At 70.3% G+C, this 12291-nt stretch carries 11 protein-coding genes; 8 read left to right on the top strand and 3 right to left on the bottom strand.

Annotation, left to right across the window (positions count from 1 at the left end):
- Positions 1-153 precede the first annotated feature (153 nt).
- The 4 genes from ACFC06_RS13420 (at position 154) to rsmA (ending at position 4662) form a co-directional block, all read left to right on the top strand.
- Entirely contained in the window at positions 154-1281 is a 1128-nt protein-coding gene (locus ACFC06_RS13420; protein ID WP_375930016.1) for a transglycosylase family protein, read from the top strand.
- A gap of 90 nt (positions 1282-1371) precedes the next feature.
- Positions 1372-2523: an alpha/beta fold hydrolase gene (locus tag ACFC06_RS13415; protein WP_375930015.1), complete on the top strand. Its 1152-nt coding sequence runs from the start codon at positions 1372-1374 to the stop codon at positions 2521-2523.
- 68 nt (positions 2524-2591) lie between these two features.
- Positions 2592-3746, top strand: coding sequence for a lipase family protein (locus tag ACFC06_RS13410; protein ID WP_375930014.1), 1155 nt, complete (start codon positions 2592-2594; stop codon positions 3744-3746).
- A 34-nt stretch (positions 3747-3780) separates the two neighbouring features.
- Positions 3781-4662 carry a 16S rRNA (adenine(1518)-N(6)/adenine(1519)-N(6))-dimethyltransferase RsmA gene (gene rsmA, locus ACFC06_RS13405; protein ID WP_375930013.1) on the top strand — a complete coding sequence of 294 codons (882 nt, stop codon included), beginning with the start codon at positions 3781-3783 and terminating at the stop codon, positions 4660-4662.
- Between the two features lie 309 nt (positions 4663-4971).
- Here the strand turns inward: rsmA and ACFC06_RS13400 are convergent, their stop codons facing one another.
- Positions 4972-5181: a heavy-metal-associated domain-containing protein gene (locus ACFC06_RS13400; RefSeq protein WP_375930012.1), complete on the bottom strand. Its 210-nt coding sequence runs from the start codon at positions 5179-5181 to the stop codon at positions 4972-4974.
- Between the two features lie 128 nt (positions 5182-5309).
- Here ACFC06_RS13400 and ACFC06_RS13395 point away from each other — a divergent pair, with 128 nt between their 5' ends.
- Together ACFC06_RS13395 and ACFC06_RS13390 are read left to right on the top strand one after the other, a co-directional pair.
- On the top strand, positions 5310-6245 hold the full coding sequence (locus tag ACFC06_RS13395; protein WP_375930011.1) for a 4-(cytidine 5'-diphospho)-2-C-methyl-D-erythritol kinase: 936 nt from the start codon (positions 5310-5312) through the stop codon (positions 6243-6245).
- A gap of 78 nt (positions 6246-6323) precedes the next feature.
- Positions 6324-8114 (top strand): ABC-F family ATP-binding cassette domain-containing protein, encoded by a 1791-nt coding sequence (locus ACFC06_RS13390; protein WP_375930010.1) that lies wholly within the window; start codon positions 6324-6326, stop codon positions 8112-8114.
- Here the strand turns inward: ACFC06_RS13390 and ACFC06_RS13385 are convergent.
- The gene (locus tag ACFC06_RS13385) at positions 8111-8947 is read right to left on the bottom strand and encodes an Abi-alpha family protein (RefSeq protein ID WP_375930009.1); all 837 of its coding nucleotides are present in this window, start codon (positions 8945-8947) and stop codon (positions 8111-8113) included. The two genes, ACFC06_RS13390 and ACFC06_RS13385, sit on opposite strands and share 4 nt — an antisense overlap.
- Positions 8938-10305: a hypothetical protein gene (locus tag ACFC06_RS13380; RefSeq protein WP_375930008.1), complete on the bottom strand. Its 1368-nt coding sequence runs from the start codon at positions 10303-10305 to the stop codon at positions 8938-8940. The genes ACFC06_RS13385 and ACFC06_RS13380 overlap by 10 nt, the downstream gene beginning before the upstream one ends.
- 285 nt (positions 10306-10590) lie before the next feature.
- Here ACFC06_RS13380 and ACFC06_RS13375 point away from each other — a divergent pair, with 285 nt between their 5' ends.
- Positions 10591-11466 (top strand): Abi-alpha family protein, encoded by an 876-nt coding sequence (locus ACFC06_RS13375; RefSeq protein ID WP_375930007.1) that lies wholly within the window; start codon positions 10591-10593, stop codon positions 11464-11466.
- Positions 11467-11755: 289 nt separating this feature from the next.
- Entirely contained in the window at positions 11756-12283 is a 528-nt protein-coding gene (locus ACFC06_RS13370; RefSeq protein ID WP_375935460.1) for a nuclear transport factor 2 family protein, read from the top strand.
- Positions 12284-12291 lie beyond the last annotated feature (8 nt).

Genomic DNA, 12291 nt, shown 5'->3' with positions numbered 1-12291 from the left:
AGGGGACTGGACAGCAAACGTGATCCGCCTCACATTTATTTGTCTATCTTGTAACGTACCTGCGACTACGTTGCCGGACCGTGATCCGCGTAGCCCCTGATCGGAGCGCTCGGTGTTGTCCGGTGCGGGGTTGGTCGTTATCGTTCTGTAACCATGTCGGCTTTCGCGCGGATCAACTCGTCACGCTCGCCGCTGCTGTACGCGGCGGTGGCGGCCATGCTGCTGGTTCTCCTCGTCGGCGCCTCGCTGGCCATCGTCAACCACAAGACGGTCGCCCTGGTCGTCGACGGTGAGCGCACCGAGCTCACCACCATGTCGCGGGACGTGCGCGCCGTGCTGGCCGACGCGGGCTACGAGATCTCCGAACACGACGAGGTGATCCCGGCCGCGGGCAGCAAGGTCGGCGACGGCGCCACCATCACGCTCAACCGCGGTCGCGAGATCACCGTGACCGTCGACGGCGTGGAGCGCACGGTGTGGACCACCGGCACCACCGCGGGCGACGCGCTCGCCCAGATGCAGATCCCGTCCGACACCCACGTGCTGCCCGGCCGCGACGAGCGCCTGCCGCTGGCCGGTGCCGCGCTCAGCGTCTACACCCCGCGCACGATCTCGCTGGTCGACGGTGTCGCCGCGCCGGTCGACGTGCGCCTGGCCGCCGCGACCGTCGGCGAGTTCCTCACCGCCGCCGGGATTCCGCTGCAGGCCGAGGACTTCGCCGAGCCCGCCGCCGACTCCCCGTTGCGCGAGGGGATGACGGTCACCGTCACCCGCAGGCACACCGAACAGCGCACCGAGGTGCTGCCCCTCGAACCCACCGAGACGGTGATCGAGGACGTCACCATGAACATGAGCCGCACCGTCGTCGAGAACCCCGGCGCTCCCGGCCTGCACGAGGCCACCTTCGCGGTGACGATGGTCAACGGCGTGGAAGCCGCGCGCGTACAGGTGAACTCGAAGGTGATCACCCCCGCCGAACCCAAGACCATCCGCAAGGGCGCCAAGCCCGGCACCGAGGTCCCCGAGGTCCGCGACGGCGACCTGTGGGACGCGCTGGCCCGCTGCGAGTCCACCGGCAACTGGGCCATCAACACCGGTAACGGCTACTACGGCGGCATCCAGTTCGACCAGAGCACCTGGGAACGCCAGGGCGGCCTCAAGTACGCCCCGCGCGCCGACCTGGCCACCCGCGAAGAGCAGATCGCCATCGCCGAGGTCACCCGCGCCCGCCAGGGCTGGGGCGCCTGGCCCGCCTGCACCAGCCGTCTCGGCGTGAGCTGAGTTCGCCGCGCTGCCGCGTTTCGTCCGCCCGCCGGGGTAGCGTGCTCTCGGTTCGCCTAGTTCGCTGTGACGAGTCGACGGGTGGTTGTGATGCGCAAGGTTTCGGTCTGGCGGAGTGCGGTCGCCGCGGTGGCGCTGGCGGTGGGGCTCGGGGTCACGGTGCCCGCGGTGGGGGCGCAGGCTGCCGAGCCGGGTGCGGTGATCCAGGTGATCCCGCAGGCCGACGGATTCCACGGCATGTCGGGCGCGCAGGTCATCGAGTACTGGACCCGGGGCGTCGGGGGCGTGACGCAACCGGCCAGCGGGGCGCTGTATCTGCCGACGGGTGAGGCGCCGCCGGGCGGCTGGCCGGTGATCACCTACGACCACGGCACGACCGGACTCGGCGCGGGCTGCGGCGGGCAGTCGGACCCGGCGGGCGCGCCCTGGCCGGAATCGCAACTGAAACAGGACGAGTTCCTGCGGTATCTGGTGGGCAAGGGCTTCGCGGTCGTCGCGCCGGACTATCTGGGGCTGGGCCGCTTCGACACCGGCCCGCACCCGTACCTGGGGATCGAGACCGAGGCCACGGCCACCATCGACATGCTGCGGGCCGCGCGCTCGGTTCGCCCGGACCTGTCACCGGTCTGGATCGCGGCGGGCATGTCACAGGGCGGACAGGCCGCGCTGGGCACCGGGCACCTGCAGACGAGTTACGCGCCGGAACTGGATTTCCGCGGCACGATCGCCATCGACCCGGAATCGGATGTGGAGAAGGTCGCGGTGCTGCTCGGCCCGGGCAATCCGGATCGGGTCAGCGGCGGCATCCTCGGTTTCTCGGTGAGTATTCTGGCGGGTCTGCGTGCCGCCCGCCCGGACGCGCAGGTCGACAGCTACCTCACTCCGCTCGGCAGGCAGATCCTCGACGAGATCGGCACCCTGTGCCAGGACGCGATCGACGACAGGGTCGCCGACCTCACCCTGGGCGCGCTGCTGGCGCGTCCGCTGGGCGAGGAACCGCTGCGCTCGGTGATGGCCGACTACATGACCGTGCCGACCAGCGGCTACGACGCGCCGATCCTGTTGCTGGTCAATGCCACCGACCGCACCGTGCCCTCGCCCCTGCACGCCGCGCTGGCCGCGCAGTTCGTCGCCGGTGGGGTCGACTTCCGTCCGGTCGTCGGCACCGGTAGCCACTGCGAACTCAACCCCGCGATGTTCGCGGCGATGGACGAATTCCTGGCGACCCGCGGCCACGTTTGACCCGGCGGCCGCGGCGCTGATCTGTACACTCGTCCAGGATCATGGCCGCCTGGTGGAGAGATGAATCCGTGCTGAAGACCCCCATCCGCGCGACGGTCGTCGCCGCCCTGACCGCCCCGGCCCTGCTGTTCGCGGGCTTCGCTCCCGCCACCGCCGAGGCGCCGGGCTCGGTCATCTCGGTGCGGGAAGAGCCCGCGGGCTGGCGTGGCATGGCCAACGGCAGGGTCGTCGACTACTGGATGACCGACTCGGCGGGCGTCGCGCGCCCGGCCAGCGGCGCGGTGTTCGTCCCCGAAGGCGACGCGCCCGCGACGGGCTGGCCGATCATCGCCTACGACCACGGCACCTCCGGCTCGGGTCCGGGCTGCGGCGGCCAGTCCGATCCCAGCTCCGTCCTGCCGAGATTCCGCGGCGCCGAGGACGCGCTGATCAAGGGCCTGGTCGACCAGGGCTACGCGGTCGTCGCCCCCGACTACCTGGGCCTGGGCCGCTTCGACACCGGCCCGCATCCCTACCTCGAGGTCCGCAGCGAGGCCACCGCCACCATCGACCTGGTCCGCGCCGCCCGCGCGGCCGACCCCGACCTGTCGCGGACGTGGAGCGTCTTCGGCGTCTCGCAGGGCGGGCACGCCGCGCTCAGCACCGCGCACGTGCAGTCCTGGTACGCGCCCGAACTCGACTTCCGCGGCACGGTCGCCGTCGACCCGGCCTCCGATGTGGAGAAGGTACTGCCCCTGGCCGCGCCGGGCCTGCCGCAGATCCCGGGCCTGTCCGGGGCCACGTCGTCGTTCGTCGTCAGCATCCTGGCCGGCCTGCGCGCCACCCACCCGGAAGCCGACGTCGACTCCTACCTGACCCCACTGGGTCGCTCGCTCGTCGACGCGGCGGGGCATCAGTGCCTGGGCGAGATCTTCGCGGGCGCGCAGGGCGTCAACCCGTCCGACCTGCTGGCCAAGCCGCTGGCCCCGCTGCGCGAGGTGCTCGCCGAGTACATGACCCTGCCGACCAGCGGTTACGACGCGCCGATCCTGCTGACGGTGAACGTCACCGACATGGTCGTGCCCTCGCCGCTGCACGGCGCCCTGGTCGCGCAGTTCGCGGCCAACGGTGTCGACCAGCAGGTGATCCCCGGCACCGGCGAACACGGCACCACCTCCCCGCAGATGCGCACCGCCATCGCCGAGTTCCACGCGCGGGTCCACGCCGCCCCGCCGCAGCGCTGAGCTGCCCGATCGGCCGGGTTGGTAGGTTCTAGCAGTGCCCGAACCAGAGATCCCCGCGCGCGGTAGCGCCGCACTGCTCGGTCCCGCCGAGGTGCGGACGCTGGCCGAACGCTTCGGCGTCCGGCCGACCAAACAGCTCGGGCAGAACTTCGTGCACGACGGCAACACCGTGCGGCGCATCGTCGCCGCCGCGGGTGTCGGTGCCGCGGACACCGTGCTCGAGGTCGGTCCCGGTCTCGGCTCGCTGACGCTGGCGCTGCTCGACGTGGTCGACCAGGTGGTCGCCGTCGAGATCGACCCGGTGCTGGCCAACTACCTGCCCGAAACCGTCGCCGACCGGGCCCCCGGCCTGGCCGGGCGCCTGCGCGTGGTCGAGGCCGACGCCCTGCGGGTGCGCGTCGACCAGCTGCCCGCCACCCCGACCGCGCTGGTGGCGAACCTGCCCTACAACGTGGCCGTCCCCGTGCTGCTGCACCTGCTGGCCGAGCTGCCGAGCATCCAGGTGTCGCTGGTGATGGTGCAGGCCGAGGTGGCCGACCGTCTCGCCGCCGAACCCGGCAACCGCGTGTACGGCGTTCCCAGCGTCAAGGCCGGTTTCTTCGGCAAGGTGCGCCGCGCGGGCGCGGTGGGCACCCAGGTGTTCTGGCCGGTGCCCCGCGTCGAATCGGGCCTGGTGCGCATCGACCGCTACGCCGAGGCGCCCTGGCCCATGGACGACGCGCACCGCCGCCGCGTCTTCGAGGTGATCGACGCCGCCTTCGCGCAGCGCCGCAAGACCCTGCGCGCGGCCCTGTCCGGCTGGGCGGGCTCGCCCGCCGAGGCCGAGCGCAGGCTGGTGGCCGCGGGCATCGACCCCACCGCCCGCGGCGAGACCCTCGACACCGCCGCGTTCGTGCGGCTGGCCGAACAGGGCTGACCTCGCGAATCCCCGGTTTCCCCAGGAGAACCCGGCGTACACCGGCCGTTCATCCCGGATGGCTGTGAAAGCGATTGTGGACAACCGGTTTTCGCAGCGGCCGGTGTTGATCATGGTCGCCGGGGGATGACGCGGACCACATCGGATGATGCGCGCGCATCAGCGCTGTGCGTGGATGTGGATGACGCTGTGGATGATTCGTTGCGCGCACGGCGCTGATGAACCGCCGATGAACAGCGAACGCGCCGCTGGCCTCGCATCCGGGGCGTTCCCCGACGCGAGGCCAGCGGCGCGGCTTCAGTGGTCGAACTAGGCGTCCTGCAACTCGTAGCCCGCTTCGTCCACGGCCGCGGCGACATCGGTGCGAGCGAGATCGGCGGCGCTGTCCACCTTGACCAGCCCACTCGCCAGGTCGACATCCACACTGGTGACGCCGTCGATCTTGCCGATCTCCTCTTTGACCGAACTCGCGCAGTGCCCGCAGGTCATCCCCGTGACGGTGTACGTGGTGGTGGCCATGGCCGACTCCTTCTCGTTCATGCGGTGCTCGGGTTGGTGCCCGACACGAACGAAGATACCCCCCATGGGTATCTGACGCAAGCTTCGCGGCGCGAACTCGTCGGTGGCACCGGTTAGGCTTGGTGACCGTGCTGTCAGTTGTGCCCAGCCCGGTCGTCGCGCGGGCCCCGTCCAAGGTGAATCTGCATCTCGGCGTCGGTGATCTGCGCCCGGACGGCTTCCACGACCTGACCACAGTGTTCCAAGCCCTGTCCCTCGCCGACGACGTGGAATTGGCGCCCTCGGCCTCGCTCGCGGTGCGGGTCACCGGCGAGGGCGCCGCCGAGGTGCCCACCGACCGCACCAATCTCGTCTGGAAGGCCGCGGTCCGGCTGGCCCATCTGGCCGGGCGCGCGCCGCTGGTGGAGATCGCCATCGCCAAGGGCATCCCTGTCGCCGGCGGCATGGCGGGCGGCAGCGCCGACGCCGCCGCCGCGCTGGTCGGCCTCAACGAACTGTGGGACCTGGGCCTGGGCCGCGAGGAACTGTCGGCCATCGCCGCCGAACTCGGCAGCGACGTCCCGTTCTCGCTGCACGGTGGCACCGCGCTGGGCACCGGCCGTGGCGAACGGCTGCTTCCGGTGCTGTCGCGCAACACCTTTCACTGGGTACTGGCGCTGGCCAAGGACGGCCTGTCCACCCCCGCGGTGTTCCGCGAACTCGACCGCCTGCGCGCCGAGGGCGACCCGCCGCGTCTGGGCGATCCCCAGAAACTCATGCAGGCCCTGGCCTCGGGCGACCCACGCGTCCTCGCCCCGCTGCTCGGCAACGACCTGCAGGCCGCCGCGCTGTCGCTGAAGCCGGAGCTGCGCCGCACCCTGCGCGCCGGAGTGAGCGCGGGTGCCCTGGCCGGGCTGGTCTCCGGCTCCGGCCCCACCTGCGCCTTCCTGTGCGAGAACGAACAGGCCGCCGTCGCGGTGGCCGCCGAACTCGCCGGCGCCGGTGTCAGCCGCAGCGTGCGCACCGCCAGCGGGCCGGTCCCCGGCGCCCGCGTGCTCGATGTCGAGGCGCACGGCAAGCACTAGCGGCTCCGGGCGCCCACGACCGGGCAAGTAGGCTCGTCACGGCCCCACAGTCACGCGGAAGGCGGGCGAGCTACCCCTATGTCGAACCTGATCAACCTGGAACAGGTCTCCAAGAGCTTCGGCGTCAAGCCGCTGTTGGACGACGTCTCCCTCGGCGTGCACGCGGGGGAGCGGATCGGGGTCGTCGGCCTCAACGGTGGCGGGAAGACCACCCTGCTCGAGGTGCTGACCGGGCTGGAGGAACCCGACAGCGGTCGCGTCAGCCGGGTCGGTGGGCTGCGGATGGCCGTGGTCACCCAGCGTGGCGTGCTGCCGGAAGGGGCCACGATCGGCTCGGTCGTGCTGGCCGGACTCTCCGACGACCTGTCCACCGCCGACATCGCCGAACACGAATGGGCCGCCGACGCGCGCATCCGCTCGGTGCTCGACGGCATCGGCATCGCCGACCTCGGCCTGGACACCCCGGTCACCAATCTCTCCGGTGGCGAGCGCCGCCGTGTCGCCCTGGCCGCCGCGCTGGTGCGCGAGCTGGACCTGCTCGTCCTCGACGAGCCGACCAACCACCTCGACATCGAGGGCGTGCAGTGGCTGGCCCAGCACCTGATCGCCCGGCGCACCGCGCTGGTCGTCGTCACCCACGATCGCTGGTTCCTCGACACCGTCGCCACCCGCACCTGGGAGGTCGTCGGCGGCAAGGTGGAGACCTACGAGGGCGGCTACGGCGACTGGATCTTCGCCCGCGCCGAACGCGCCCGCCAGGCCGACGCCACCGAGGCCCGCCGCCAGAACCTGGCCCGCAAGGAACTGGCCTGGCTGCGCCGCGGCGCCAAGGCCCGCACCTCCAAGCCGCGCTACCGCGTCGAGGCCGCCGAGGCGCTCATCGCCGATGTGCCCCCGCCGCGCGACGCCGTCTCACTGGCCGCCTTCGCGCGCAAGCGGCTGGGCCGCGTGGTGATCGAACTCGAGGACGCCACCCTGGCCACCCCTGACGGCCGCGAACTGGTCGGCGATCTCACCTGGCGGCTGGCGCCCGGCGAGCGGGTGGGTCTGGTCGGGGTCAACGGCTCGGGCAAGACCACGCTGCTGCGCGCGCTGGCCGGTGACGTGGAACCGGTGACGGGCAAGCGCATCCAGGGCCAGACCGTCCAGATCGGCTGGCTGCGCCAGGAACTCGACGACCTGCCCACCGACATGCGCGTGCTCGAGGCCGTGCAGCAGATCGCCAACCGGATCATGCTCGGCGACAAGGAGATCTCCGCGGGCCAGCTCGCCGAACGGCTCGGTTTCACCCCGGCCCGCCAGCGCACCCCCGTCGGTGACCTCTCCGGTGGCGAGCGCCGCCGCCTGCAGCTGACCCGCATCCTGATGGCCGAGCCCAACGTGCTGCTGCTCGACGAGCCGACCAACGACCTCGACATCGACACCCTCCAGCAGCTCGAGGACCTGCTCGACAACTGGGCGGGCACCCTGGTGGTCATCAGCCACGACCGCTACCTGGTCGAGCGCATCTGCGACACCACCTGGGCCCTGTTCGGCGACGGCAAGCTCACCAACCTGCCCGGCGGCATCGACCAGTACCTCACCCGGCGCGCGAGCCAGGCCACCGCGGGCAAACCCACCCCCGCGAAAGCGCCCGCGTCCTCGACGGATTCGGCCGATCGCCGCGCCGCCCGCAAGGAACTCTCACGGCTGGAACGCGGCATCGCCAAGCTCGACGACCGCGAGCAGAAGCTGCACGCCGCCCTCGCCGACGCCGCCACCGACCCGGACAAACTGGTGACCCTCGGCGCCGAGCTCAAAGAGGTCGTCGCGGAGAAGGAAGCGGCCGAAGAGCGCTGGATGGAACTCGCGGAGCTGGCCGAGTCCTAGGTGGCGGTCTGGCTGCCGTCGCTGATGACGGTGGGTAGACAGGTCTGCACGAAATCGGCACCGAACTCGGTGAGCAGGATGCTGCGGTAGCTCACCTTGGTGCCGAAGCCGCGCTTGAGCGCGTCGCGGACCTGTTCCTGGGCCTCGATGAGCTGGTAGCGGCTCGGATTGCCGACCGGCTCGCGGGTGAACTCGATGAGCCCGAGCCTGCGCAGGTTCGGCAGATACTGCGGCACACGGTTCGGGAACCGCAGGCCCGCGTGCTCGCCCAGCATGGTCAGCCCGCTGATCAGGCGTTCGCCGCCGAACGCGCGCTGGCGTCCGGTGCGCACGTCGATGGAGGGCTGCGGTCCGTCGACGTGCAGGAAACGCAGGATGCGTGCCTCGTCGGGGGTGATCTCGGTCAGGATGCCGGGATAGGCGGGATGGGTGTCGGGCTGGGCGGCGTGCGTGCTGGCCGACAGGCGCAGCAGCTGGGCGCCCTGTTCGCGCAGCGTCGGCATCGCCTCGCGGTGGTAGTCGGTGCTGGTGGGCAGGCCGAGCGCGTGCCGGAGCCGGTCGCGCACTTCGGTTTCCGCCTCGGCGAGCACCTCGTCGGGCGGGTTGCCCGCCAGGCTGCCGCGCAGCACGGTGACGGTGACACCGAGCGCGGTGTCCAGGGTCCACAGCGTCATGCCGGAGGCGGCGGTGAGCGCCACCCTGGCCACGCCGGTCGCCGCGCGGACCGTACGGGCCGGGGACATCGGCAGCACGCCGCGCTTGTCCGTGGTGGTGTCGAGTGCCGCCACCGTCCGCCGCACCACCTCCGCGGACGGGGTCCCGTCTACATCCATGTCGTCGCTACTCCCGTTCCGAAGACCAGGATGTGAGCGTATCCGGCCAGCAGCCCCAGCGCGCCGCCATGGACGAAAAGCAACCATTCGTCCTGTTTGATCGCCGAACGCAGCATGTCCACGAAGTCGTGCGGGGAAAGTGCGGACATTTGCCGGGCGATGTATTCGTTGACCTGTCTGCCCTGCTGGACGTTGAACTCCGGGTCGGCGAAGGCCATCGGCGCGATCGTCATCGCCTCGGCGGTGAGCGTGGACTGCAGCGAGTCGTATTCGCGGCTGCCCAGCATGAACTTCACCGCGGGCCGCGCCGGACCGAGCGCGCGGTCGGCGGCCGGGCGCAGGGTGTCTTCGAGCATCTGCAGCGTGCGGTCCGAGCGCGGGCCGTTGAGCAGCTCGTCACCGATATTGGCCACGGTGACCACCTCGGTGGACACCAGCGCCGCGTACCCCGCGGTGATCTCGGGCTGACGCTTGATCAGCAGACCCTGGCGCCACGGGCACCACCACTTCGGGGTGGCGGGCGCGAAGATCATGTTGATGCCCACCCAGTTCACCACCCAGCCGATGATGATGCCGCCCACCGGCAGGATGATCAGCGGCGAGAGCCCGGTGACGTGCAGCGCCAGCACCAGCAGCAGACCGCAGGGCGCGCCGAAGTAGAAGCCGAAGTTCTGCATGAACCGCAGTTCCTTGGCGCCGAGCACCTGGAACAGCTGGTTGAGCAGCTGCGGGCGGGCCTGGAAATAGCGGATCACCATCTGCTTCACATCCAGCAGCTGGTCGATATTGGTGCCCAGTTCGGCGGTGAGTTCGCGCAGGATCTCCGGCAGCTGCGAGCGCACCCGCTGGTGGATCATCTCGCGCACCTGGACGGGCAGGTTGTACCAGAGCTGGGGGTGCTCGCGGCGCAGGATCACCTCGACGATGTCGCGGATCTGCGCGTCGGCGACCTCGGCCAGATGTTCGGCCAGTTTCTCCGGATCGAGCTCGCGATAGAAGTCCGAGACGCTGCCCAGTTTGGACAGTCCCTTGTCCACGGCGATGGAGGCCATCTTGTCCGCCCGGGAGGGCACGATGCCCTGCCAGCCGATGCGCCCGTCATAGCTGAGCAGCGGCAACACCTGGATCCGCTTCGGCAGGAAGGGGAACAGGGCGCGCAGGCCGGGCAGCTTGATGCCGTGGAATTTGATCGGCTGGAACAGCATCAGAATGCCGGTCCAGTTGGTGATGTAACCGATAATTCCTGTGAAAAGAGGAATGGTCACAATTTCCAGCAGAAGGGTCGGATGTAACCCGAACACACTCTCCAGCACGACACCCTCCTGCCGATACCCGGTGACCACCGCCTTCACCGGCATCCAAAAATTAGCACCCCCGCGGCGAGGTGACCCTACTGTGAGGTGAGGAACTAGGTCCATTCGTCGTGCCCCAGGCCACAGGGTAGTGTCTGAGACATCAGTCACAGAACGTGTCCCGAATGCCGTACTCGCCGTGCGGAGTCGGAACAATGACGGTCACCACAATTCGTGGCAGATGACAATCGGCGCCGCAGGGGGCGCCGTATCGTCCGCACTGTGCCTGGGGCGTGGTCGGGCAATAATCTGTGGGCGAGAAGTTCACCTGGCGAGACTTCGGAGTAGGACGTGACAGACGACAGGACCGGACAGGACCTGGCCCGCGCCGGTACCCGTGCCGTCGAGCGCAGCTCGGACGTCGAGCAGCGACAGATCAGCAACGAAGCGCGGTTGATCAGGGGTGTGTTCCGCGCCGCCGGCCTGGCCGCCGGAACCGCGGTGCGCGGCAGCCAGTGGGCGGTCGGCACCACCTACGAGGTGACCAAGGAACTGGCCCAGGCAGCGCTGGACGGTGAGTCCTCGGCCGATATCGCCGAGCGCACCGGCAACGCGCTGCGGTCCATCGCGCGCAGCGCGCTCGGCGTCACCGAGGGGTCGGTGCGCGAGATCGTCAGCTATGTGCCGACGCCCAACGGATCGTCTCAGCAGGCCATCACCGTCGGCCCGTACCTGCGCTCGGCCACCACCGACGACCTGCGCCGCCGCGGTGACGCGCTGCTGGCCCGTTCGGCGGATGTGTACTTCACCGAGGACGTGCACCCGGCCTACGACCGCATCCTCGACGAGATCGCCCCCGACGAGGCCCGCATCCTGCGCTTCATGGCGCTCAACGGCCCGCAGCCCTCGGTCGACGTGCGCACCAACCGCCCGCTGGGCATCGGCTCGGAACTGGTCCAGGGCGACCTCACCTCGGTGCCCGAGCAGGCCGGCGTCCGCTACCCCGACCGCTCGCGTTCCTACCTGATCAACCTCAACCGGCTCGGCCTCACGCTGACCTCCGAGGACCCGGTGGTGCTGAGCCGCTACATGGTGCTGGAAGTGCAGCCGGTGGTCGAGGAAGCGCTCAAGAAGGCGGGCCGCGCGCCCAAGATCGTGCGCAAGAGCCTGCGCCTGTCGGAGTTCGGCGAGGACTTCTGCCGCACCTGCTTCACCATCGGTAGCTGAGACAGCGGGCACCTACCGCCTCGGCTGATCACGCTCCGGTGTCGGCAGTGATAGCGATCTGATACAGATCGGGTGCCCGCGCCCGATTCGGTGGGATCGTGGAGGCATGGAGCAGCCGACCGGATCCGCCGACGTGCGCGTGGACGACGACGCCGTCGTGCCCGCGCAGCCGGGAATCGGCCCGCTGCTGCCCGGCGCCGACGAACCCCTGGTCGCCGGGCCGGAGACGGGGGAGGAACCGATGTCCATGGAGCCGCCCGAGCCGGGCGACGACGAGCAGCCCGAACCGGTGCAGCGCCCGCCGGATCATCCCGACGACGTCGTCGCGATCAGCAGACTCAAGTTCCGCTACCTGCGGGCACTGGACACCAAGTCCTGGGACGAGTTCGCCGACACCCTGGTCCCCGAGGCCACCGCCACCTACAGCGAGTACCTGCAGTTCGAATCGCGCGAGGCGTTCCTGGCCTTTCTGCGCAACACCCTGGGCCCGCACGTCATCACCGAGCACCGCTGCGATCATCCCGAGATCGATGTCGACGGTGACGAGGCCACCGGCACCTGGTACCTGGCCGACACGGTGATCATCCCCGAGCACAACATGCTGCTGCGCGGCGCGGCCTTCTACACCGACCGCTACACCCGCTGCGAGGACGGGCACTGGCGCATCGCGCACACCGGTTACGAACGCACCTACGAGGTGGTGCTCTCGCTCAGCGACCTGCCGAGCCTGCGGTTGACCGCGAGCCGGTGGGGCATGATCGCCGGCGAGAACCACATCTCCTCGGTCGAACGCAATCCCGGCTCACCCGCGGCCTGAACGCCCGA

The organism is Nocardia sp. NPDC056064 (genome assembly GCF_042266925.1).
Taxonomy (GTDB): domain Bacteria; phylum Actinomycetota; class Actinomycetes; order Mycobacteriales; family Mycobacteriaceae; genus Nocardia.
This window is presented reverse-complemented; position numbering and strand designations above follow the sequence as displayed.

What these genes read in the sequence shown, in the direction of transcription:
- ACFC06_RS13420 (WP_375930016.1), top strand. Translation starts at nt 154, where the DNA reads ATGTCGGCTTTCGCGCGGATCAACTCGTCACGCTCGCCGCTGCTGTAC.
- ACFC06_RS13415 (WP_375930015.1), top strand. Translation starts at nt 1,372, where the DNA reads ATGCGCAAGGTTTCGGTCTGGCGGAGTGCGGTCGCCGCGGTGGCGCTG.
- ACFC06_RS13400 (WP_375930012.1), bottom strand. Translation starts at nt 5,181, where the DNA reads ATGGCCACCACCACGTACACCGTCACGGGGATGACCTGCGGGCACTGC.
- ACFC06_RS13390 (WP_375930010.1), top strand. Translation starts at nt 6,324, where the DNA reads ATGTCGAACCTGATCAACCTGGAACAGGTCTCCAAGAGCTTCGGCGTC.
- ACFC06_RS13385 (WP_375930009.1), bottom strand. Translation starts at nt 8,947, where the DNA reads ATGGATGTAGACGGGACCCCGTCCGCGGAGGTGGTGCGGCGGACGGTG.
- ACFC06_RS13380 (WP_375930008.1), bottom strand. Translation starts at nt 10,305, where the DNA reads ATGCCGGTGAAGGCGGTGGTCACCGGGTATCGGCAGGAGGGTGTCGTG.